We start from the raw sequence: 23,588 nt of genomic DNA on the forward strand, positions 1-23,588 counted from the left end.
AAAACTGTCCTTAAATCTCCTCTTGAAAATGCTTGACAAGCCATAGCTGGTCTCCCTTCTGCAGCATTTGCTGCTTTGCGGATGTGCAGCAGTGTACTCCCCTACTCCCAGCCTGCCGGTAGACGAAACAGTCTTGAAAATCTTTGAAGAAATACGAGGAAAGGAAAGCATATGGCACAATAACTTCCGCAACACAAAAATCAAGTGGGCTAAAGGTGGCTGCAAGCAACATAAGGAGGCGACGTGGCAAAGCAAAACGCGCAGGAAACTATGAATCTCTCCTTAAGAGAAGAAGCTCTACACGCCGAATTTTTGCTGCTTGCCCAACCCATACTTGCCTCCGCACGAGTGCCGCAGATGGCTCAGTTTATCCAGCACGGCACAACGAATACCCTAGAGCATGTAGAAGCTGTGGCATGGCAAGCCTTCAAACTAGCACGTCGCTGGCATATTTCTTGCAATGAGCATGCTTTGGTACGTGGTGCCATTTTGCACGACTACTACCTCTACGATTGGCACGAACCTGGACATTCCAAACTACATGGCTTTCGTCATCCAGGATTTGCTCTTGCCAATGCGCTGGAAGATTTTGAGCTTAGTGATATCGAAAAAGATTTGATTGCCCATCATATGTGGCCACTAACACCTTGCCCGCCACACCACCGCGAAGCCTGGCTCGTATGTCTTGCTGACAAAATGGTTTCGACTCGCGAGACCATTGCAGGACGCATGCGACAGTCATAGCCACACTAATAGCCAACTGTACAGGGAATTCCCAAGGCTTCTACCTGTGACTTTATCCTGTCAAGCACTTCGGGTCCTACATGAACGATACCTTCCACAGGCGTGCCGCGGGATATGGCATAAATAGTAGCCGACTGAGGTTTGATATAACGAAGGGCCTCAAGCCAAGGTTGTACATATTTGGGAGTTGTATTATCCAGATCTTGTCCTCGATAGCTACCCCTCATAAAGGCTGTCTGCACAATTACCCGTCCATGGAAAGCCGCAAGTGCTTCAATTACGCGCTGTACGTCATAACTACCCGTGGGACGATTGACCAGCCTAATGTAGGGCATATCTACAGTGTCAAGCTTCTGAATATTATCGTCTAGCTGCAGTAGGGCATCGTGAATACGCGGAACATGTGCCAAGGTACCATTACTCAATACTGCAAGCCTTGCCTTTGGGGCAAGCTGATTGCAAAGATTCGCCGCTGCATTAACCACCTGGGGAAACTCTGGATTTGCTGTTGGCTCACCATTTCCCGCCAGCGTAATCACATCAGGCAGTAAATCTTTGGCTGCCATCTCGCGAAGCTTTTTCTCCAAAGCATCTGCCAACTCTGCTGCTTTGGGATAAGCAGCACTTGTTTTGCGTTCGGCGTTCGAACCATTTTCGCAGTATATACAGTCAAAATTGCAAATCTTGCCATCTCCTGGCATGAGATTAAGACCGAGGGAAATACCCAGTCTGCGGCTGTGTACAGGACCAAAGACCAGTGGCGGATTAAGATAGGTTGCCAAAATGTCCTCCAATGCAATCTGCACAAGACTAGCTCACATCCGCAAAATTCGCACGTATTAGCTCTTGCGCCAAAACACTTTGCTCCGTATAGTAGTTAGCTGCTTGACGAATGCGTCAACACTGACACGCCGGCATAGCTCAGTTGGTAGAGCACCGCTCTCGTAAAGCGGGGGTCATCAGTTCAAGTCTGATTGCCGGCTCCAGAATTTTCCAAGTCAGCGGTCTCCGCTGACTTTTTATTTTGCAACACATGCAAGCTGCGCTATCTGGAGTGCAGGCAGGATACCAACCGCAAACACACACCACAATACCAACCGCAACTACCAACCGCAAATGGTTCATCCTTCGGAGTAAGCAAGTGTAAAATCGCTGGTCAGATTTTCCAAAAACTCGAAAGATGAACCATCTTTCGAAACGAACTATCTATTGAAATTGTGGTAGCACGGGAAAAAGTTCACCATCCCCACTCGACACTTGAACCATTTGTGGTTGGTATCCCTAGAGGAGTGACGATCTTACGACTTATCTTAGGTATCGTCTTTTGAAAAGTAATATTTTCATACCCCTCTTCGCTCTGAGGCACGATGTGCGCCATTTGCTGGAATTTGTGTTTCAGCATTTCTGCTGGTAGAAGAGCTGTTTTGAAAGGCAGCTGTTTTCCCGTGTTTTGCCGCATCTTGCAGTTATAACAAACCTGCAGGTAAATGGCCTAGGTCTATATTTCCAATATAATATCTTATTCAATAACGACCCTAAATGGCGCACATCGTGCCTCAGAGCGAAGAGGGGTCAAAGGATCGCAGATATATTGCGCCGTATCTGACGTGGCACAGGCTGCCACACCACTACACGTCAAAAAATTAATTCGCTGCAGATACTCTTCGGCAATACACCGGGCTTGACTTGGCTTAGATTTAGCTCAGCTTGCTGTCGCTAGAAGAAAACTCAACCCTGCAAACGCACTTTATGCCGAAACATCGTCGTTAGATGTTGGAATGTGATTGTCCTCATAGGGAAAGGCTTCGGATTCAAGCTCCACAGCACGTAAGGCTGCGCTAAAGCCACCAAGCGGATCAAAGGGCACAAAAATTTTGGCACGCTGCTCAAGAGGCATGCGCGAACGACCACTAGGAGGATTAGGACGGAAAGACTGACTCTTATAATCCGGCACGATGACCTCCTATCTGCATATTGCGTTCGCGAGCATTAGCTTCGGGAAGTAAATCCAGCGCCTTGAGCATGGCATTTTTACCATATTTTTGTTTGATAGCATTTATAGCCTTTTGCCTACAACGTTCGCGCTCCTCGACAGCCGTATTAGTAAACAGAGAAAGTTGTTGTCCTGTGCTCTGCGCAGGCTCAACACCACCAAGTTCAACACCAATACGCTTGATACGACGCTCGGCAGTTGCAATCTGAGGCCAGACTTCTACTAAAGCATCGATGATATTTCTACGTGAATCTGTAGGTGCAACAAAAGTTTTGCCAGCATGGACCCCATACCCAATAACAGCGCCGCGAGTACCAACATGCCTCACTGCATGTCGCTCCTCATCGTTCAACTCAAAACCAACCCACACCAAAAAAGAGTGGGCGACTTCTTGGCGTTCAACCAAATCGAGTGTAAGGCGCTCGGTCATCTCCTTGGCAAGAATCAAACCCGTGCGGCTATCAACACCCTCGGCAAGCACTTGTCCATTAGAAAGAGAATGCCCACGGGAACGATATGCTTTTATCTGAGGCATCCCCACAGTCTCAATCCCCCACGCATGATCAACCAAAATCTCAGCATCAACGCCAAACTCCTGGTACAGTGCCTCATGTTGATTTGGGTCTTGGGATGCGAGAGCCAACTCTCCCATACAGGTAATGCCCATTTTTGCTAAGCGGCGCGAAATACCAGGCCCTATCCGCCAAAAATCAGTCAGTGGCCGATGATTCCAAAGTTCTATCTTGTAACTCTGCTTATCAAGCTCACCAAAAAAATCGGCACGACGCTTTGCCATGATATCAAGAGCGATTTTTGCCAGATATAGATTGGTCCCTAAACCACAAGACGCAGGAACTCCCGTCTGCCTCACAACACTCTCCCGTATGCGTTCGCCCAGCTCACGTGGTGTGCAATGGTACAAGCTAAGGTAGCCTGTAATATCAAGAAATGCCTCGTCAATGGAATAGACATGGATGTCTTCCTTAGCAACCCACTGCAGGTAAATGCCGTAAATCTGAGCAGACACATCGATATAACGCTGCATACGAGGAAGTGCCGTGATGTATGTAATACCTGCGGGAATCTCAAATACGCGGCAGCGATTGCGCACACCCAGGGCCTTCATCGCAGGTGACACAGCAAGGCAGATTGTCTTATCCGTACGCGTGGGATCTGCCACAACAAGCTTGGTTGTCATGGGATCTAAGCCCCGATCAACGCACTCAATCGAGGCATAAAACGACTTCAAATCAATTACGAGATAGTGGCGTTGCAATGCCATGAGCTGATATGAGTTCTAATGCAATACGACAATTCCAGACTTCACGCGCTCGGCAGTTTCCTTGCCGCAAAGACGCCGCACTAACGCCAAGCCCAAATCTACTGCCGTGCCCATACCCTGAGAAGTGATGATGTTGTCATCTTCAACAACAGGCTCATTAGCACATACGTGGGCAGCATGCTCGCTTAGTACATCCTGAAAACCAGGATTGGCAGTAGCACGCTTACCCTCAAGCAAACCAAGCTCAGCCAAAATAGAAGGAGCAGCACAAATAGCGGCTAGCTGCTTGCCAGCACTACCCTGTCCGCGTCCTGCTTCAGCAAAACGGAGAAGTGCTGCACACAGGGGTTCACAGACCTTAAGGTTGAGCGTGCCTGGCATACCACCAGGCAGGAAAAGCAAATCATAATTGCCAAAGTCAAAATCAGCATCTGTAATGCTACGGTCGCAACGCACATAAACATCGTGACTCGATTGGACAAGCAAATCAGGACCAACTGCTACTAAATCACAAGGAACGCCCGCGCGAAAAAGAATATCCGCAGGGGCTAGGGCCTCAACTTCCTCAAGACCTTCAGCAAAAAAGATTGCAACGCGACGGTCACAGCTCTTCTTAAACTTTGACTCCATGGCTCTCTCTCCTTCTTTTAAGCCCAACATCCCCCAGTAGTCAGCTCGTAAAACTAGCTGTACACAGCTGTGCACCCTACTTATCCAAATCACAACTACGTTTGCCAGACTCTTTTGTGGCTCCGACCTCACTAAAGTCAGGTACACGCTCTAGATATTCTTTCGCACGCGCAACGGCGTTGTTAACTTCATCATTTGAGCCTCGACTAAGCTCATCAACGGTCTTTTTTGCCTTCTCAATCTCTGCATCAAGCCGAGCATAAGCCTCACCGAGTCTAGGCACATTGCCCAATTTTGCCTGCTGGGCAACAGGGCTAATACCCTTCTCGGAAATATCAGAGAGTGCATCAACAAGTGCGCGAACATTTTTGACATCTTCACCGATAACAGGTAGCTGAGAGGCAATCTGCCAGAGAGGTCCTTCCACCGTTGAACGCGCCTGAGCCGCTTGTTTTTCAATTTTTGCAGAGGTTGTAGCCACACCCTCAAAGTCCCCTGTTGTCATCTGATTGCTAAGGGTCTTCATACTAGTCAAGATATCTGCTGACTGAGATTTGATTGCATGCCCTTCGCGATACAGCTCAAATCCTCCTGCACCGCAAGCCAAAACCAAAACAAGCAACGCAATAAGAAGGCCTCGATGAGCCTTGCCTTCACTGCTGCGCTGCGACCACATATGCGTAATTCCAAAACCCATATATAACTCCTCACAAGCTTTCTTGTGCGGGCAAAGTATTCTTAACTGCCACCAAAACATCCTTGGCTGCCCTAAAAGTACCCTTGGCTGCCTTAGCTATAAGTCTATCTCTTAGACAGGACATGACTTCCTCAATACAAATTTCCAACTCTCTCCATGAGTCCGCCTATAATCAAAGTACCTGTTAACTGTGCGTCTCGCATTTTTTGTGGACACACAAAAAGCGAATGGAGCCTTATGGATCTCCTCATCCCCTTCTTACTTGGACTGGCCCCTATCCTTTGGCTTGTAATCGCGCTTGTAGGTATCAAAATGCCTGCTCACTTCGCGGCAGCGGGCGCGCTTTTGGTAGCTGCCGTACTTTCAGTTGTTTGGTGGCATATGCCGCTCATCAATATGGCAACTGCCGCCCTTGAAGGTATCGCGATGGCAATCTGGCCGATTGTCATTGTCATCATCGCAGCAGTCTTTACCTACAACGTTACCGTTCATACAGGTGCTATTGAGACCATCAAGGTCATGCTCACTTCGGTCAGCTCTCATCAGCGCGTACTAGCTGTACTTATCGCTTGGTGCTTTGGCGGCTTCCTTGAGGGTATGGCTGGCTTTGGCACTGCCGTTGCCATTCCCAGCTCAATGATGATTGCTTTGGGCTTTGACCCACTCAAAGCTGTGCTGGTATGCCTTGTTGCAAACGGCACGCCAACGATGTTTGGCTCCATCGGTATCCCCACCACCACCCTTGCGGCAATTACAGGACTCGATGGTACTGCCCTTGCTCTTACTCAGGCCCTGCAGGTGGCTCCTTTTGTCATTGCTACGCCCTTCATCATAGTCATGATTATCGGAGACGGACCTCGCGCACTGCGCGGTCTACTTCCCGTCACACTCACTGCAGGTCTTTCAATGGCTATTCCCGAGATTGCAACAGCGGCCGTTATCGGTGGAGACTTGCCCATGGTCGTGGCTTCGGTCATCTCGCTCATTGCAACGTTTTTTGTTGCCCGCGCAACCAACGACAAGATTGATGTACTCTACCCACCACTTAAACCCAAAGAGAATATCAATGTATGGTGGGATCAGGCATTACGTGCTTGGTGTCCTTTTATTCTTGTGTTTGTCGTCCTTGTCTTTACCAGCAAACTCGTTCCAATAATCAATGGCCCTCTTTCTGCAATCAAGTCCACTGTCAATATCTATCGAGGCGATCCCACAGCAACGCTTAGCTTCTCGTGGATTAATACACCTGGTGTGCTCATTCTCATTTGTGGCATTCTTGGCGCCTTTGCCCAAGGCTGCGAGCCTTATGAAATTTGGGGGGTACTCATTGCAACCTGCAAACAGATGAGTAAAACCATCTTGACCATGCTTTCAGTCCTCGCCTGCGCCAAAATTATGGGCTACTCAGGCATGATTGCCAGCATCGCTGCGTTCTTTGTGGGAACACTTGGTAGCTTCTATCCCCTCGTTGCACCTTTGCTCGGCGCTATGGGCACCTTTGTAACTGGCTCTGGAACTTCCAGCGAAGTACTTTTTGGTAACGTGCAAGTACAAGCGGCACATTCCATCAATGCCAATCCTATTTGGCTTGCCGCCTCTAACTCTGTTGGCGTTTCCGCAGGCAAGATGCTCAGTCCGCAAAACATTGCTATTGGCTGCGCCACACCTAAACTCTCTGGTCGTGATGGAGAAGTACTCAGTCGCGTAGCCCCTTATGCCTTTGGCTATGCCGTACTGATGTCGATTCTCACCTTTGTGGGCGTACTTCTTGGCTGGTAAAGCATTTCTCACAATTGCATGACACGCATAAGCCCGACACTAGAATCCAATCTAGTGTCGGATCTTTTTTTATCTCACAAGCAAAACAGCGCTAAGGTAGCACCACTTGAGGAGCCTCTCCAGCAGGACAAATATCACTTATGCCATCACCGTCTGCATCTACAACCTCAAGTTCTGTCAAAGGTCGCTTCCCTACCGCTGTAGCGTGGTACTGCACAAAACCCTTCCAAGTATCAACCGTATAAACTTCCCCCTGAAGTCTCACAATATCTTGAGCAGAACCATTTATCGCTCCATCAGCTTGAGCTTCAAAACTAAGGCCTTTACCTGTAGCGATATCACTTTTTACTGTAATATACTCTTTTGCTCCTCCCACCGATAGCATGTCTGCTGGCTTATCTGCACTCAGCAAAACATTATTAGCGCTACCCAACCAACCTGCCGCTTTGATGGGCAGCTCGTTATAGGCCATAACCTTGCCCAAACGTTGATTGGTATAGCTAATATCTGTGGGAATAGAAACCTTCCATACTGCAGGAATCCATTTAGCATGTACCGTTTGATCATGCTCAAGGGTCTGCCCAAATTCAAATACCTCATCAAAACTATCCGAACTATACCACCCACCAAATTGCCAACCAGTCGCTTGAGGAATAGGAGGCTCTTGAGTTTTATCCTCAAATCCCAACGTCTGGGCCTCAATCTGCTTGCCATGACCGTTCATATCAAAATTCAACCGCGCTGTCTTGCGCACCCAAACTGCATGTAGGTACAAATCACCGTCTGGCATGTACGCATCGCTATCCGCTTTGAGCAGAGCATCCTTGCTAAGGCTACCTTCCTTTCCAAAAGCCTGCTCAAACTCCGTTTCAGAAAAGGCCTCGTCTTTGGCCTTCGACTCCTCCCAAAGCTGTGCAAAAGGATTGTCAGAGCTTTCCATGCGATACCAGCCCTTAAAGCTATAGCCTTTTCTCTGCGCCATAGGAAGCGTTACCACATCGTCCTTATGAAGATCATCTCGCTCAAAATTTCCCGCTTCATTAGGCTCACCAAACTTTTCAATCACACCTTGATGCGGCAGATAAGTCAGTTTATGCACACCAGGCGTACGACTGGACTCATATAGACTATTGGTAGAAAACGAAGTCCAACCCGTCTGTGCACCTAAATACGACTCACTAAACGCAAAGGCTCCATCCTGCCAAATACTCACAGCACGATTGGCAAAGAAGGGATTGGCTCCTTCGGGATTAATCGTATCCGTATCAGTTCCTACCTTTATTTTGTTGGGAAATCCTTGGGTGGGATAACAGTGGATGGTGCCATCATCCTGAACCTGAATATTCATCGCATTGCCATGCGAGACCACTTGCCCTACAGCTCTTGACCAGTCACGATCGACCAGTTCAATCGCTTTGAGTTTGCTTGTAACCCCATCGGCAAGTACACGAGTGCTCAGCACCCATTTAGACTCTGAAAACTCCCCTGCATTGGTATCACCTACCGCAATCCTTGGGTAGTTGAGAGATTCTAGGGTAAGGTACGAGTTGCTAATAGGGATTGTTTCTCCTAGAACACCGTTATCATTCCAATCTGCTGCGGGCAGGTAATTTTGCAACTGCTTCTTTTGGAAGTACGCATCGCAAGCAGAACGTATCTGCTCGTCTGATACTTCGTGAACCACAATAGACACATCTATATCGCCTAGATTTATCGCTAAAAAGCCACCACGCAACAAGTCGGCCACATCAATTAAGGGTTGGCCGTTGTTATAGTTTGCAGCCGCGCCGTTGGATGCATACTCATCAATGCGAGCCGAGCCTGAAATTGTCAGAGTTGCCCCCACGGGAATAAGTTTGCCATCTTTACGCGTATAAGTACCTACAATAGGAAAATCAAAACCAGCAGTCATGCGCTGACCCTCACGCATGCCTTCAGTCTCCAGAAGCAAACCTGACTGGCAAACATACTGATTTGCCATTTGAAAAGGAATATAGCTATGGATGGTGTCATTTAAGGCATTTACCGATACTCCTTCGGTACGAGAATGTTTGTCTTGACGATAACTCTTATAGTGAGGGGCGCCTGTTACCGATAGCAAACGTGGACGCAGGGCACCAGGACCAACGAGCCCATCATTTGCCAAACAGTCAGCAAGCTCAAAACTATGTGTTAACTCCAAAGCAGTACTATCTACCGCTCCCAAAGAACCATCTGCATAAAGATGTGCTCTATGCACATCACCCGAGTCAAGATCGACAGTTCTCAGTTCAAAGCTATTGCCATCTATCCGCAGTGCTGAATCTTTTGAAATAACTTTGTCGGAGCGTTTAGGTGCGAGAATAAACTCTCTGGGAGCATCACCTGTTGCGCCAACACGTCCTTCGCCAAGCGCAAATATACGTAGCCGATACTTAAAGCCAGAACCAAGACCCGAAACTTTACAGTGGGTATCGCTGGTAGTAGTCAGCGCAAACCAAGCCTCATTAGCAGCAAAAGTATCTTCCCCAGAGCTTTGTGCCCATACCTGATATTCCTTGGCATAAGGTACCGCATCCCAACTAAGAGTTGCGATTCCCTCAGTTGTAATATCTGTCTTGACCTTATTGTGCGCCAGCTGAGAAGGTACGCGATAAAGATGCCATTTCTGAGCAGTAGAGTTATTTGACTTATAAAGCTGAATGTTCGAACCGTTTTCGGTTTTGCCACCTTTAAGATCAAGCACTTTTCCTCCGTAATTGGAAGTCAGTGTGCTCAAACCCTTTGCATCTGTAGCAATGGTCCACTGAATAGGCAAGGAGGCTAGCTGAACATTTGAATCCTTTACCCTTGCAGTACCCAAAGCCTTTCCACTCAGCAAACCAACAATTTTGTAGCTTTTGGTCTTTGCATCATAGCTAATCTTCCAGCACTGATTTTCATTAGAAAGAGGCCATTTGCGATTGGTACGATGGTAAAGCTGTACATTAGTACCCACCGTCGTGTGCCCTCCAGCAGCATCCAAAACAAAAGAATCATCTTTGGCACTCGCAATGACATACACGCCATCTTGGATGCGCTGAGCGGCTTTGACCTCTGGAGCCCAAGCAGCAAAACCCGCAAGCAACGCAAAGGTGAGCATTACAACTAACAAAGCGCGTCCAAGCCTGTACGCAAAAGCTCGCTCGTGCCTATAGAAATCTTGTACATACACACGCACGGAAGTACCTGCTTCACATGTCATTTTGCTCACCTCTCTCGACTGATCTGTGTTGTAGTTTTGCCTGCAAGCAAAGCAGCCCCACCAGCAAGGGCAAAACCCGTAGCCGCAAGGACATATCCCATAAGGTCAATGCCTGTTTTGCCATAGCTTGTCTTTTCTTCTGCAGGCTGAGATGGCGGGCTATCCTCTACCGAAAGCGATAAATCAATTGCTCCATTGTTGGCAGTACCAGATTCTTTAGAACCACTCCACCGGTCGCTTTGCAAGTCGTATGTCTGGTCACCTATCAGCTGTCCGCCTTCTACAGATATAGCCTCAGTATCTTGGGCAAAACCTATCCCAGGGCTTATAAAAACCATCAAAGCAAGAGCCAAAACCACAGCAGCAAACAGGCTTATCACAGGAGGGCTTGGCACACTCCCTGCTCTTCTTCTTGCAATCATGCGTATCAGCCCCTGCCTACTGCGTCACAATATCTTTGAATTCACTGGCAACCTTTGCAGACTGGCCAGCTTCAGCATCCTTGTTCTCGTTCCAAGCCTCACGCGCAGAGACGATACGATAGCCACTCTCGGGAGCCTCATCGCCTTTCAGGGTTGCAGCATACTCACCTGCTGCCAAAGTTTGCTCACCCATACCATTGGGAGACTTCATCGAAGTTGTCTCTTTGATTTCAGAACCACCATCGCGAGGGCCCTGCAAAATTTTGCCTGTCTCTGCCCAGACTTTTACTGCCTTACCTGCAGGCAAAGCACCTTGAACATTAATGATGTAGTCATCAGAGGTATCAACTGTGCCAACACGCATACCGCTGTACTTAATGGCAGTAGGTACCGTCAACAGATACGTACCGTTAGCATGTTCAACACCTCCACCGTCAGGCTTATCGTCACCATCTACGCTGGCACCATCTACCCAAGCACCATCTTTGGTGGAATACAGCAAATCAACTTTGCCGTCATTGGCACGACCCTTGTCCTTGGCAGCACTCCAGGTTTTGGTCTGAGAGTCATAAACCTGATAGCCTTCAAGAGCAAAGTCTGAATCGGGTCCTATCTCACTCCCTTGGCCACTCGTACCTGGAGTCTGTCCACCCTCATTAGCTATTTGAGTTTTGTCATCTACCAGAGCAGAGCGATACTGCACCGTTGCAGTCCAATCACCTGCAACATAGACATGACCATTCATCTGAATATTGTCCGTAAAGTCACAGCCATAAGTCACAGGCGCTCGAGTACCTTTATGCACAAGCGGCTCACTATTTACTTGCTCGGCCATTGCCACAGCTGGCAGTGAAGACAAAGCACAAGCAATACCTGCGCTTATGACGGCAGCTGTACGGGCAGAGTGGAGCAGATGAGCAATATTTATTTGCATTTGGGACATCCTTTCTCAGCATGTATATCTTCAAAAACAGCGAAAGAGCTACGGTGAGCGAGCCCGACAGCAATATCGAAAACCCTTAGACATGACTAGCCCACCTTTACACGGAAGTCCATGGTCATGCCATTTGCTTGTTGTTGAGTCTTGATATGAAATGCCGAAAAAACTACCTGGCCTTTGTGCTCCCCTGTAGGAACTTCGCGCTCAAGATCTATCTCATCAAGATGAGTTCCTGGAGCCAGGCTCTGAGGGTTTTTATCTTTGTGTTTGGCATTCCATACGATTTCGTTGTCAGAAAATTTGCCATCATCATTGCAATCCACGTAGACCACAGGGACCATATCAACAGGATTACCCTGGGGATTTGCAAGCAACAACCCCACTCGACTAGCACCAGATTCCCAAAACACATCGGGCACACTCTGAAAACTGGTATATTCCTCAATAACGGCGTGTGCATCCGCATTTGACTTGTGCAATCCCGTACTGTCACCCACATAATCCACCGCATTAGCAAGGTAGTTTTGCCCTGTAAGGACAAAGGCAACTCCTACCGCTGCGAGACCAATGCCACATACTCCAAGCGCAATCTGCCATAGTCGTACTCTCTTTTTGATTTGTTTCATCTAGTGTCTCCTTCGATGCAATAAATGATGGTTCTCTCGTTTGACCAGCTTGTATAACTGCAGGTAACAAGGCTAATTACATGATTTGGAGGGGACGTATTATCAAGCGCAATGTCAGCTTTTAAAAGCTCGTCTTGATACCAAGCAACAAAATCTTGTTTATCTGAAAATCTGAGCTTTGGACCCTCTGTTGCAGCGTTAACTACCCTCACAAAAGCCGGTCGCAAACACAGTTTTCTTGTAGGGGTCTGTAGCAAAATCTGGCTATGTGCTTTTGCCCATGAAGCATCAAGATACTTACTCAATGGAGCAAACATTGCACCGTCTGGTGAATGATGTCCATATATCACTGCATTCGGCGCTAATACATTGCCCTTGCAAGCTGCATCAAGGTAGGCACATCCATAAATATTTTTTCTACCTTCTAAATCATGTGTAAGATAAAAAAGTGGTTTATCTACATCAGCTGCAACAATAGGTAATGAGATTGGTGTATCAGGCACGCTTAGCCACGCAACAACCTCTGGATGCTCGCTATGCAGAGTCTCCCAATCCACTACAGGGAAAATTGGCTCATCCTGCACATCGACCGACTGCTCCGCACTTACTTGTGACCCCGATGCGAGATAGCGCTGAGCATCATTTGCTGCAAAACGCATAAGTACAAGAGAAACAACTATGCCTGCAGAAAGTCCCAGAGAGCAGATCCCTGTCGAAAGCAAAACTGTCTTATACCAAGGACGTCTTGTATAACGCCGCAACATAGTCACCCCCATCAACTCTGATAAAGGGCACTGTAGAGGGGGCAGCTTGGATTTAGCTTGTTGGTTTACTGACTGACAGCTGCAGGCAGTCTAGCAACAGCAGCTTGGACTCGCTGGTAAATTAAAAGCCGCAATAACGATTTAAAAACCAAAGATGAAAAAGTCATAAAGAAAGGGTTGTGGATATCCACAGTCCTTTCACAAGAATGCAAGCTTATAGTGCTGACGCTTTGCTTACTGCCAGTTTTGCGTGTACTCAATGAGCGTATCTCTTAGGGTTACCAAACTCTCATTACTCATAAATACACGAGAGGACAACACGCCAGAAGCAGTCCCGTCAGCTGCGGGAGGAGTATCTACCAACACAAAGTCAATCATCGATTGCCCACCATTGGTGCGAATCATTGCAATATCAGCATGTACGCCACTGCGCACATCAGGCGTTGCTTCTACAGCAATAGCATTTCCCTCAATGGAACTCTGAGCAGGATCAGGCAACATATCAGCAGAAATACGTGGAAGCTGATTGGCACCATTTGCTTCGTGCTTTGCCATGTATGTCTCCTTCTTAAATAACTTAGCTCACTAGTTGAACAGACGAATAATTCCACGAGGAGTACTGTAGCGCCACATACTCCTATTAACGACGCCTTCATCAGGGGCAGCCTCAATCATACGGTCGTTACCAAGATAGATGGCAATATGGCCTGGCCAGGAAATGAGGTCACCACGCTTACGGCTACCCAGAGATGATATATGCTGGAGGTCTCCCCTTTCCCAAAAGGCATTAGCATACGCCGCGTGATAGCCACCATTGAGGCCCTTGTAATAGTGGTTATAGGGATTCATCGAACCAAAGTTCATACCACAGGCATATGCGCACTGCAGAACCAAGCCTGCACAGTCAACACCAACACCAGGCGCACAGGCATAGTCCCAGATATAAGGAGTTCCCAAATACTCCTTCGCGCGTTTAATAAAGGCTTCAACGCACTCACTACGCGAAGCAGTCCGCGAAATTCTTGAGGGGCTTGCGTAGTTGAAAGGCCATCCGTAATTACGCCATGCACCCCACACTGTATTTGGACTCAGCTGAACCATCCATGAGGGGTTTTGGTAACCGAGCTTATTAGGTGCAGTTTTTACTTGGAAACGCCAACCCTGGGCAACAGTATTGTTGGAAGTATAGGCATCCACATTGACACCGCTATAATTCTGAGCACCTGCCACATCCAAAACTGTGCCCAACGCAGAGACAATCCGCAGGCCATACTCGCCCATCTCAAAACGCCATTTCTGAGCAGCAGAGTTATTACCAGTGTACTGCTGCACATTTGCACCACGCGCAGCAGAACCACTCTTGATATCTAGAACCTTGAGACTATTGCAATTGACAAGGGCATACCAACCATTACCAACTGACTTGAGCCACCACAGTTGGCTCACTTGATTATTATCGGTAGCCATCACAACATTTGCGGCATTGGCACTGGAGGCGCCTTTTACTGCAAGACGTAGCATCGGGGAGACAGTAGAAGCTATTTCATAAAAGCCCTCATTAGGAGCAAAGCTTGTTTTGGTAAGCGTCCAACCCTGTGCAGCAGTTAAATTACGGTGATATGTTTGGATATTGGAACTATTAGCAACTTTACCGCCATTCAGATCAAGCACCTTGCCATCAAGAGCAGATCGGAATTCAAAACCATTACCTAAAGTTGCGCCAACAACCCATTCACGTAGTACACCAGCTTGACGACCCTGCTGAGCATTGCTCTTTTGTACCACAACATACTCGCCAGAATTGATATTCTGCAGAGTGACATTACCATTGGTAAGCGTGCGAATATACCATTTTTGAGCTGCAGTTTTATTAGAACGATACAGCTGAATATTAGTGCCTGTATTCCAAGAACCACCTACCACATCGAGCACATAGCTAGCATTTTTTGCAGTGGAAATAACATAGGCACCTTCAGCTACCTTTGGGCGATACGCATCAACAATAAAGCTGGTAGCGTCTGCCGTGCGTTGACTTACAAGCTTACCATCCACAAATGCAAGTGCTAAATCATCACGAGTGGCAGAAACAAGTTTCCAGCCTCCTTCAGAGGGCACTAGCGCCCACTTCTGGGAGATACTATCGCTAGCCTGCTGCTGACGTATTGCGCCTCCAGGTAAAATATCACCTAGGTCTAACTGTACTGCCTTAGCTGAGCCCGCATTGAGTAGCTGGTAATAACCTGTCTTTACGTCACGCTTCAGATAAAACGCCTGAGCAACCGTGTTGTTACTCTGATACGCTTGTAGCTGTCTGCCGTTATCTTTGCTTGCGCCAGGAACATCTACAGCCTTATTACCGCTCTTAAAGGTGTAAAACTCTTCGTTGAGCTTTTCGCTTTTTGCTGGCGCTTTTCCTACTAGAGAAGTAAAACTGAAACGCTGAGCGACAGTTTCATTAGAACGGTAAAGCTGCAAATTTGTTTTTGGTGTAGTCTTGCCGCCGCTCAAATCTGCAACAAAGCCATTGCCCAAAGCAGACCAGAGCGAAAAGGTGTCATCCTCGTTTTTGATAATTGCCCACAGTTGCGACAAACTACCGTCGTAACTCTTCTGATAAATATTTGCGCTATTAGCGGCTTTATCACCATCAACCGTCAGCACCTTATTGCTACCGATATTCGTTAGTGTACGCCACTGATGTCCGTCACGTTCCACCGTTGCCACACGCCAAGACTGAGCCGCTGTGTGATTGTGATCCCAAAGTCTAACGTTAGCCTTCTCTTTTTTTGAGCCACCCTCAACATCCAAAACACCACGAATACGAGAAGAAGAAATTACGTAGTCGCCATCAGCTAGGCCTGGCACCAACTCATCAATTCCGTCTTCAACTTCCTCAGCAGGCGTGTCTGCAACTGTCCCTGTCGTAGGTGTGCTCGTACTACTAGTATGTTCTACAGGACTAAGTGCTAACTCTTTTTCCTCGGGAAAAACTGTGTCCGTCTGTTTTTCGGCATCTGTTTCTTCATTAACGCTTACGGGCAACTCACGACTAGCGGTTGCTGGCTGTTCGATTGAACTTGGCTGCTCTGAAACGGTCGCATCCTCTGCAAGTGCCAGTTGAGGTGCAAGTATACCTAATGAAAGACTTAACACTGCACCTGTAGCTGCAAGAGCTAAATGACCCGTAAGCTTGTTTTGCATATCCCATCTCCTAAAAGTGCTAGCACAAATTTATACACGCATTGACTTAGACGTCGGTCTTAATACTACATCCCACCACTGATCTTTCCATCCCCCCATTGAACTGTAGTACGCCAAAGGACGAGTACAAATCTCATAACCTGTCTGGTCACCAGGTTTACCACCCGTAATACCACCCCACTCATTTTGATGAGCGGCAACTTCGGTAGTATTCGAAACGATTCCTGCAGTATGGTTCAAATCGGAAAGCAGGACATCTCCCGCTTGAAGATCTCGCACATCACTAATGTAGAGTACTTGCCAACCGCGACTTTTTAGATTGGAACGCATGTCCCCCGTCCAACAAGCACTACCTGTTTTAAAACCAGCAGCCATCAGACTAGAAATTACCAATGAAGAGCAATCATAATCACCACGCTCACCCCAGCGATAAGCTTGGTCATACCCATGCTTATCATCTTCTGCCATGGCTACCATATACTGAGAAAACTGCTCAATAGCAGCACCTACACCTTTCGCTTTACTCTTGCGAAGCAACCAACCCTGTGCCACCGTTCCATTATTTTGATCCTGTTGGACGTTCGTCCCTGATAACAGCTGACCCGCTGCGATATCTAGCACCTTACCCGAGCCATTCACAAAGGTAAAACCAGTATCACCAAAGACAATCTGCCATTTTTGTCCCAGTACATTATTTGTTGTGTATTGGGCAACGTTAGCCCTATTAGACTGAACAGAACCCTTAACACCAAGAGCTTTGTTTGAGTTCGCAGATACAATACGGTACCAATTACCCCCTAGAGAACTAATATGCCATGTCTGCGCAGCGGTGCTATTTGCTTTGTATATTTGAACATTAGCACCATCATTTCCCGAAGCACCACTCACATCTAAAGCTAAATCGCCGTTACCCGCTGCACGAATTTCATACCAACCCTCGCCATCAAAAACTCGGGTACCCTCAAAAATCCAAAGCTGTGTATCAGACCCATTCTGCTGCTTCAGCTCTATATTTGCTGTGTTTTTAGCAACACCACCTGCAATATTGAGAACCGCACCCAAAGCACTTTGGAGTCTAAACCCACCACACGAACCCAAGTCTCCCAAACCAAAAGTAAGTGACCAATAGCTTGCTTTATCCGCCGTTGCCTGCATTACATTGTGACCATCATGTGAGAGGTACAAACCAGAGCCGATATTTCTAAGCTGCCATCCAACTGAATCTTGTTTGAGTTGCCACCTCTGTCCATATCCCCCATTCCAAGAATACGATTGAACATTGGCGCCAACTTTTGTGCTGCCACCACTCACATCAAGCACTTGGGAAGAATTGCTAACACTATTAATACGATAAAAGCCTTGGGTGATACTTGGATTCCACTTGGACAAACCCCAAAGCTGGGCAGATGATTGAGCTGCAACGTCTGCAGTTTGTAGTACCGAGCCTGAATCTGCAAGAGCATGACGAGTCTTTGCATTAACAAAATAATAGCTACCAGCACCATCGGATACTAACTCCCACAGCTGATAGAGATTATTCTTTTGACTCATCTGCTGTGCCAACATAGTGCCCGCGACAATATCCGCTGCAGAAGCGCTAACAGAAAGGCCCGACTTGTCATTACGAATACGCCAATACTTACCTTCACGAGAAAGATAAAAACCCTGAGCCATCGTATTGTTCTTGCGGTATAGCTGAACTTTTGCACCAGCCTTGTTAGAGGCTCCAGCTATATCAACCGCAAGAGAACTTGAACGAGAAGTGAATGTATACGACCCTGCTTCAGGCTGCACACCTGCATTTCCCGCAGAATGTAAAGACTCTGTTGGGTCACTCACACCAGCAAAGCCCGCAAGGACATCTACCAGATTCCAAATCTGTGCATTTGTCCCATTAGATTTATAAATCTGAAGATTAGTACCGTTTGTACTACGAGCGCCACTGACATCAAGTACAAAGTTACCCACCAAAGCAGAACGCAGACGCGCTTGACCTTTTTGCTCATTCACCCAATCAACATACCAGCGCTGTGCCGCAGTACCGTTTTGTACATATTGCTGCACATTGGTGCCATTTGCCGCTTTTGCACCAGTGACATCCAATACGAGTCCACTCTGCTTGTTTTTGATAACGTAACCATCTTTATCGGCTTGGAAGCTCCACTCCTGAGCACCTGTACCATTTGCCTCGTAAAGCTGTACATTAGCGCCTTTTTTCTTGGAGCCACCCTTTACATCTACAGAACCACGGCCAGCAACGGCAGATTCAATAACAAAAGAATGGTCTTTCAAAGGAACTTCTGCAGAAGGATCCTCGTTTTCAATGGCATTAGAAGACATCGTAGTGGTCTCAAGTCTTGTTTTTGTAGCATCTATTAGCTGATTAGACTTGGCTTGGTTGGTAGTATGTTCTAGTTGGACTACTGACTGGCTTGGGTCTTCTTCAGAATCCAAATCATAGTTCAGACCTGCAGAAACGGCTTCTTCAGATACAGACGGTGTCAAGGTATTATCATCACTAACCTCAGCGTAAGCAAAGGTGGGCACACTCAAGACTAAAGCAGATCCCAAAACAAGCACTAGCGGTATTTGCTTCATTTGTAAACGATTGACGTACATTTGCGTCTCCTATACCTGTTTTACAGGGAAAACATACTTATGATATATCCTAACTTGCATTCGACCGAAAATGCTTATGACTAAATTACATAAGCTGGACTTGGAATTGCCTACATAAAGTAGTTCATTTTGTCGGTTTTGATTTGCCTTATTCCAAAGCGAAGGGAAAAAGCGATGGCTAATAAATCTACGCCACATACCAAATGTTTTTTCTTCCGTAAACGTCATGCTATTGCAGCTATGGCAGTTGCGCTTCCCCTGTTAGCAACTCCTGGCATAGCCTTTGCTCTAGATGAAACACCTAGCAGCGAAGTTGTACCTACAGCAATTGAAGAAACCACAACAAATCCCACCAATAGTAACGCTTCTAATCTACTTATTTCTATTCCTGTTTCCGAGGAAAACAACACTCAATCATCTCTCCCTACAAATAATGAAACAGTTACCGAAGCGGAAGTGCTACAAGATGAGACTACGGCCGCACATGAAGTCCCAAAAAACGAACTAATAAGCTCAACTGATGAAGTCACAAAATCCACTCCTACTGAACTATCTTCAGTTGACACCGAAACAAACTTCATGCATAAGGCAGTGGATACAGATACTCCCGCTGAAGTCACCGATGGTCTCTATGAAATTGCAACTTTTACCGATCCTAACAAAGTAGTGGACGTACGTGGCGGCTCTCGAAATAATGGCGCTGCGGTACAGACCTATCGCTCTAATGGAACTGGTGCACAAGTGTGGCGTGTCACGCAATTAGGAGGCGGTCTTTACACCCTACAAAATCTTCGGTCGGGAAAATACCTTGATATTCCTGCTGCAAAAGCAGTCGAAGGTGCCCAAGTTCAACAATATACTGAAAATTCCACTAAAGCGCAGCAATGGGAAATCGTCCCCGATGAAGGTCGCAAAGGCTACTTTGTACTTCGCGCTTACCTAAATGGCAACCTCGTACTCGATACAAAAGAAGGAATTCTAAAACTAGGATTCGCAGATGGTGATGCTACACAGGCTTTTTCTTTCGAGAGGATAGTAGCCGCTGTAAGTGATGGTCTTTATGAAATTAACAATGTTAATGCCCAGAAACCTATTGAAATCCCTGGTGGCAGCAACAAAAATGGCGCACCTGTTGCCATCTATGCTTCCAATAATTCAGCAAGTCAACGCTGGCGTATCCAACTGGCAGGTAAAGATAGCTATACCATCCAAAACGTACGATCGGGCAAATTCCTTTCTGCAAATACTAGTAAAGGAAAGCTTAGCCGTATTATTTCCCAGCGTGATGCTAGCTATGCCTCAGACCAAATTTGGAAACTCAGCCCTGTTGATGGCAGCGGCATATTTACCGTAGTATCAGCGCTAGATTCTAATATGGTATTAGATGTCACTGCTGCAAAAACCACAAACGGCACTAAGCTCCAGCTCTACAAAAGCAACGGCACCCTTGCTCAATATTTTTCATTCTCACAAATCAATCAAAATATTGCAGATGGTGTCTATGAACTCAAAAACCTCAAATCGCATCTTGCGCTCGAGGTAAATTCTGGCTCTATCACTCGTGGAGAGAATATCCAGCAGGGCAATAAAAAGACCGATGGATCGCAGTACTTTTACGTTCGCTACAATCACGGCAACGGCTATTACACCTTTACCAATGTAAAAAGTGGTAAGTGTCTGGAAGTAAAGGACGCTTCAAACTCACAAGGTGCCAATATTCAACAAGGCGATGTCGCTAATAGCTATGCTCAACAATGGACCATCCGTGAAGATAATGGTCTATACGGAATTTATTCCGCAATAGGAGGACTGGCACTTGACGTAAGTGGAGGTTCAACTGCCAGTGGTGCAAACGTACGGGTCTGGACTTCAAATGCTAGCGGTGCACAACGCTGGACATTTAAGCATGTAGACCAGTGGCTTAACAATGGTACCTACAAAATTATTGCTACAAATAACAATGGCAATGTTTTGGCTGTCGTTGACGGTAGTCACAATAACAGCACCGCTATCACAACCCGTAAGGTACAAAAAGCTAATAATTACCAAAAGTGGCAACTAAGTTGGGATGGAAACTTTATCAAGCTCATTAATGTTGCCACCGGTAAAGCACTTGATATTCGTTCTGGTAAGACTACTAACGGTACCATTATTCAACAGTTCCGCAGCAACAATAGCAATGCGCAACGTTGGCTACCTGTAATGACGGAATCAGGAATTATGCTGCAATCTGCCCTTGATGCACATGTTGTTGTGGATATCGCAGGTGGTAGTAAATCTGCTGGAGCAAAAATCCAAACATATACCAACAATAATTCCTTAGCTCAACGCTTTTTATTTGTAAATTCAGCTCTACTTGAAAATGGAACTATTTACACCATTTATGTTGACCCTGAAAACACTCTCGCCAAGTCCAATCAAGTAATGGATGTTCAAGGTGCTTCAAAAGTAAGCGGCACACGTGTACAGATTTACACTACTAACAAAACCGCTGCACAACAGTTTGAACTAATCTCTGTTGGTGAGGACAGCTATCGCCTGCAGAACGTCAATTCTAAATTGTTTATCACTGCAAATGCTTCTGGCACAATCACCCAAACTGCAGCAAATAATTCCAGCACTGTATGGCTTCCTCGCTGGGATGATACAACCGATTCAATTGTTTTGATGTCTTCTAGCCAACTAAAGGCAATCACAGCAGTCAACGGTAGACTTAACCTAACAAATTGGTCAGAAAACAACTCTACCCAAGGTTTTCTTTTTACTAATATCCCACAACAAAAGCGTCTTCATGGCATTGATATCTTTAGCGGTGATGGAGATGCTGGCATTAATATCGCACGCATACCCGCAGATTTCATCATCGTAAAAGCAACACAGGGTACTGATTACACCAATCGCTACTTCCGCAAGCACGCCGATGAAACCCTTGCCGCTGGCAAGTTACTTGGTCTTTACCATTTTGTAGACACAACAAAGGGAGCCATTAATGAGGCACGCTACTTTGTTGATACTATTAAGGGCAAGGCTGGGGAAACCAACTATATCGGCAAAGCGGTGCTATTCCTTGACTGGGAAAACAATGATGTTACAGGTCAAAACAACATCAGCAAGGGTCCAAAATATGCAAAGGCATTCCTTGATGAAGTAAAGCGCTTGACTGGTGGTGTAAAGCCTCTTATTTATATGAGCAAAAGCGTTACTGGCAGTAGCTATAACTGGCAGAGCGTTGCCGACGCAGGTTATGGTCTTTGGATGGCTCAGTACCTCTATAAATACTATGATAATGATGTAAAAGGTCACGTAGATAATCCCACCCTCATTTACAACGATGCCGAAGATGGCCAACGCGAGTGGAGCAAACCTACCCTCTATCAGTACACCTCAAAAGGAAAGCTTCCAAACTATAGTAAATATCTGGATATGAATGTCTTTTATGGCAACGCTGCAGACTGGAACGGTTTGGCAGCAAGGCATTAAGTACTATAGAGCCAGAATCATTCCATATACAAAAAGGCCTCTCAATGAGAGGCTTTTTTGTATCACATTTCTTTAACTAGAAAATGTTAGCTCAGTGGATATCTGCGCTCGCGCTCATACTCTGCGGTCACTTGGAGTTCCCACGCACGACGGTTGCTCTTAACAACCGTATCCAAAATCAAACCACAACAAAGCAATAAAGCTCCCAAGCCACAAAACGCCACTGCGAGAATTGCAGTAGGGAATCTCTGGACAAGACGTGTTACTTGGAATTCCCAAATAACAGGTACGCCCAAGACTAGACCAATGATGATGCAAAGTGCGGCAAGAATTGAGAAAAACGGTAAGGGCTTATAGTCCTTAAAAAGACCTGCGATCATTCCTAAAACTTTTGCACCATCTGAAAACGTATTGAGCTTTGAAAAGGAACCTTCTGGACGATCACGGTAATTAATTGGCACCTGAACAATACGCCAACGTTTATCAACTGCATGTATAGAAAGCTCTGTCTCAATTTCAAAGCCTGGTGAGAACACTGGCAAAGTCTTTGCAAAAGCACGAGAAAATGCTCGATATCCCGTCATGATATCTGCGTAACGAAAACCATAGAGCCTATTAATTGCCCAACGAACCATGTTGTTTCCAAGACCATGGAAAGCCCGCTTATTTTCTGCACCATAGGTTCCATTACTAAGACGATCGCCTACCACATGGTCTGCGCTTCCATCGAGAATAGGTGTAATTACTTCGCGTACTTGCTCTACGGGATAAGTATCATCCCCATCAACCATTACATAGCAATCCGCATCAATATCACGTAACATCTGGCGTACGACGTTGCCTTTACCTTGCCTACCCTCAAAACGAACAACCGCCCCGTGTTCGCGAGCGATTTCAGCGGTACGATCGGAAGAATTATTGTCATATACATACACAGTCGCCTCGGGAAGATACTTATGAAAGTCATCTACAACCTTTGCAACTGTCAGTTCCTCGTTATAACAGGGGACGAGCGCTGCTATAACTGGCTTCTCTGGAGTTAACACTTTTGCATTCGGTTCAGACATACATCTCCATCCATCGGTAGCATCTCTTGAATCTTATCATTCAATTCGTTGCGCCAACTAATGATATTGGCATACAACACGCACTCTTAAACAAAGATACGGTATGCTTCTACTAGTAAAA

17 protein-coding genes and 1 tRNA gene are annotated in these 23,588 nt (G+C 46.5%); 4 read left to right on the forward strand and 14 right to left on the reverse strand.

What is annotated here, in order from left to right; all coding sequences use genetic code 11:
* Positions 1–243 precede the first annotated feature (243 nt).
* Positions 244–744: an HD domain-containing protein gene (locus ACO5JD_RS06600; RefSeq protein ID WP_484988592.1), complete on the forward strand. Its 501-nt coding sequence runs from the start codon at positions 244–246 to the stop codon at positions 742–744.
* A gap of 5 nt (positions 745–749) precedes the next feature.
* Here the strand turns inward: ACO5JD_RS06600 and ACO5JD_RS06605 are convergent, their stop codons facing one another.
* Positions 750–1,550, reverse strand: coding sequence for a radical SAM protein (locus ACO5JD_RS06605; protein WP_484988594.1), 801 nt, complete (start codon positions 1,548–1,550; stop codon positions 750–752).
* Between the two features lie 104 nt (positions 1,551–1,654).
* Between ACO5JD_RS06605 and ACO5JD_RS06610 the strand changes: the two genes are divergently transcribed.
* Positions 1,655–1,730: transfer RNA gene (locus tag ACO5JD_RS06610), tRNA-Thr, on the forward strand.
* A gap of 761 nt (positions 1,731–2,491) precedes the next feature.
* On the opposite strand, the gene ACO5JD_RS06615 is transcribed toward ACO5JD_RS06610, so the two are convergent.
* The 4 genes from ACO5JD_RS06615 to ACO5JD_RS06630 all read right to left on the reverse strand — a co-directional run bounded on the left by ACO5JD_RS06615 (position 2,492) and on the right by ACO5JD_RS06630 (position 5,346).
* Positions 2,492–2,698, reverse strand: coding sequence for a hypothetical protein (locus tag ACO5JD_RS06615; protein ID WP_484988596.1), 207 nt, complete (start codon positions 2,696–2,698; stop codon positions 2,492–2,494).
* Positions 2,685–4,019, reverse strand: a complete 1,335-nt coding sequence (locus ACO5JD_RS06620; protein WP_484988598.1) for a Y-family DNA polymerase — start codon at positions 4,017–4,019, stop codon at positions 2,685–2,687. The genes ACO5JD_RS06615 and ACO5JD_RS06620 overlap by 14 nt, the downstream gene beginning before the upstream one ends.
* 15 nt (positions 4,020–4,034) lie before the next feature.
* The gene (locus tag ACO5JD_RS06625) at positions 4,035–4,649 is read right to left on the reverse strand and encodes a DJ-1 family glyoxalase III (protein WP_484988600.1); all 615 of its coding nucleotides are present in this window, start codon (positions 4,647–4,649) and stop codon (positions 4,035–4,037) included.
* Positions 4,650–4,725: 76 nt separating this feature from the next.
* Entirely contained in the window at positions 4,726–5,346 is a 621-nt protein-coding gene (locus ACO5JD_RS06630; protein WP_484988602.1) for a hypothetical protein, read from the reverse strand.
* Positions 5,347–5,583: 237 nt separating this feature from the next.
* Between ACO5JD_RS06630 and ACO5JD_RS06635 the strand changes: the two genes are divergently transcribed.
* On the forward strand, positions 5,584–7,125 hold the full coding sequence (locus ACO5JD_RS06635; RefSeq protein ID WP_484988604.1) for an L-lactate permease: 1,542 nt from the start codon (positions 5,584–5,586) through the stop codon (positions 7,123–7,125).
* A gap of 91 nt (positions 7,126–7,216) precedes the next feature.
* Here the strand turns inward: ACO5JD_RS06635 and ACO5JD_RS06640 are convergent, their stop codons facing one another.
* The 8 genes from ACO5JD_RS06640 to ACO5JD_RS06675 all read right to left on the reverse strand — a co-directional run bounded on the left by ACO5JD_RS06640 (position 7,217) and on the right by ACO5JD_RS06675 (position 18,920).
* Complete coding sequence (locus ACO5JD_RS06640; RefSeq protein ID WP_484988700.1) at positions 7,217–10,348, reverse strand: RICIN domain-containing protein; 3,132 nt, start codon at positions 10,346–10,348, stop codon at positions 7,217–7,219.
* 5 nt (positions 10,349–10,353) lie between these two features.
* The gene (locus ACO5JD_RS06645; RefSeq protein ID WP_484988606.1) at positions 10,354–10,770 is read right to left on the reverse strand and encodes a hypothetical protein; all 417 of its coding nucleotides are present in this window, start codon (positions 10,768–10,770) and stop codon (positions 10,354–10,356) included.
* Positions 10,771–10,786: 16 nt separating this feature from the next.
* Positions 10,787–11,704 carry a hypothetical protein gene (locus ACO5JD_RS06650; protein ID WP_035438186.1) on the reverse strand — a complete coding sequence of 306 codons (918 nt, stop codon included), beginning with the start codon at positions 11,702–11,704 and terminating at the stop codon, positions 10,787–10,789.
* Between the two features lie 95 nt (positions 11,705–11,799).
* Entirely contained in the window at positions 11,800–12,336 is a 537-nt protein-coding gene (locus tag ACO5JD_RS06655) for a hypothetical protein (RefSeq protein WP_021625478.1), read from the reverse strand.
* The gene (locus ACO5JD_RS06660; RefSeq protein WP_021625479.1) at positions 12,333–12,995 is read right to left on the reverse strand and encodes a class B sortase; all 663 of its coding nucleotides are present in this window, start codon (positions 12,993–12,995) and stop codon (positions 12,333–12,335) included. Before ACO5JD_RS06660 ends, ACO5JD_RS06655 begins: the two co-directional genes overlap by 4 nt.
* A gap of 339 nt (positions 12,996–13,334) precedes the next feature.
* Positions 13,335–13,655: a VOC family protein gene (locus ACO5JD_RS06665; RefSeq protein WP_021625481.1), complete on the reverse strand. Its 321-nt coding sequence runs from the start codon at positions 13,653–13,655 to the stop codon at positions 13,335–13,337.
* 30 nt (positions 13,656–13,685) lie between these two features.
* Positions 13,686–16,301, reverse strand: a complete 2,616-nt coding sequence (locus ACO5JD_RS06670; protein ID WP_484988608.1) for an RICIN domain-containing protein — start codon at positions 16,299–16,301, stop codon at positions 13,686–13,688.
* 30 nt (positions 16,302–16,331) lie between these two features.
* On the reverse strand, positions 16,332–18,920 hold the full coding sequence (locus ACO5JD_RS06675; protein WP_484988610.1) for an RICIN domain-containing protein: 2,589 nt from the start codon (positions 18,918–18,920) through the stop codon (positions 16,332–16,334).
* A gap of 174 nt (positions 18,921–19,094) precedes the next feature.
* Between ACO5JD_RS06675 and ACO5JD_RS06680 the strand changes: the two genes are divergently transcribed.
* Positions 19,095–22,400 carry an RICIN domain-containing protein gene (locus ACO5JD_RS06680; RefSeq protein WP_021625484.1) on the forward strand — a complete coding sequence of 1,102 codons (3,306 nt, stop codon included), beginning with the start codon at positions 19,095–19,097 and terminating at the stop codon, positions 22,398–22,400.
* Positions 22,401–22,486: 86 nt separating this feature from the next.
* Here the strand turns inward: ACO5JD_RS06680 and ACO5JD_RS06685 are convergent, their stop codons facing one another.
* Entirely contained in the window at positions 22,487–23,467 is a 981-nt protein-coding gene (locus tag ACO5JD_RS06685) for a glycosyltransferase (protein ID WP_484988612.1), read from the reverse strand.
* Between the last annotated feature and the right edge of the window lie 121 nt (positions 23,468–23,588).

It is taken from the genome of Olegusella sp. (assembly GCF_057238325.1).

Coding starts and splice junctions, on each gene's coding strand:
- ACO5JD_RS06620 (WP_484988598.1), bottom strand. CDS start 4,019: ATGGCATTGCAACGCCACTATCTCGTAATTGATTTGAAGTCGTTTTAT.
- ACO5JD_RS06625 (WP_484988600.1), bottom strand. CDS start 4,649: ATGGAGTCAAAGTTTAAGAAGAGCTGTGACCGTCGCGTTGCAATCTTT.
- ACO5JD_RS06630 (WP_484988602.1), bottom strand. CDS start 5,346: ATGGGTTTTGGAATTACGCATATGTGGTCGCAGCGCAGCAGTGAAGGC.
- ACO5JD_RS06635 (WP_484988604.1), top strand. CDS start 5,584: ATGGATCTCCTCATCCCCTTCTTACTTGGACTGGCCCCTATCCTTTGG.
- ACO5JD_RS06640 (WP_484988700.1), bottom strand. CDS start 10,348: ATGACATGTGAAGCAGGTACTTCCGTGCGTGTGTATGTACAAGATTTC.
- ACO5JD_RS06645 (WP_484988606.1), bottom strand. CDS start 10,770: ATGATTGCAAGAAGAAGAGCAGGGAGTGTGCCAAGCCCTCCTGTGATA.
- ACO5JD_RS06650 (WP_035438186.1), bottom strand. CDS start 11,704: ATGCAAATAAATATTGCTCATCTGCTCCACTCTGCCCGTACAGCTGCC.
- ACO5JD_RS06655 (WP_021625478.1), bottom strand. CDS start 12,336: ATGAAACAAATCAAAAAGAGAGTACGACTATGGCAGATTGCGCTTGGA.
- ACO5JD_RS06660 (WP_021625479.1), bottom strand. CDS start 12,995: ATGCGTTTTGCAGCAAATGATGCTCAGCGCTATCTCGCATCGGGGTCA.
- ACO5JD_RS06665 (WP_021625481.1), bottom strand. CDS start 13,655: ATGGCAAAGCACGAAGCAAATGGTGCCAATCAGCTTCCACGTATTTCT.
- ACO5JD_RS06670 (WP_484988608.1), bottom strand. CDS start 16,301: ATGCAAAACAAGCTTACGGGTCATTTAGCTCTTGCAGCTACAGGTGCA.
- ACO5JD_RS06675 (WP_484988610.1), bottom strand. CDS start 18,920: ATGTACGTCAATCGTTTACAAATGAAGCAAATACCGCTAGTGCTTGTT.
- ACO5JD_RS06680 (WP_021625484.1), top strand. CDS start 19,095: ATGGCTAATAAATCTACGCCACATACCAAATGTTTTTTCTTCCGTAAA.
- ACO5JD_RS06685 (WP_484988612.1), bottom strand. CDS start 23,467: ATGTCTGAACCGAATGCAAAAGTGTTAACTCCAGAGAAGCCAGTTATA.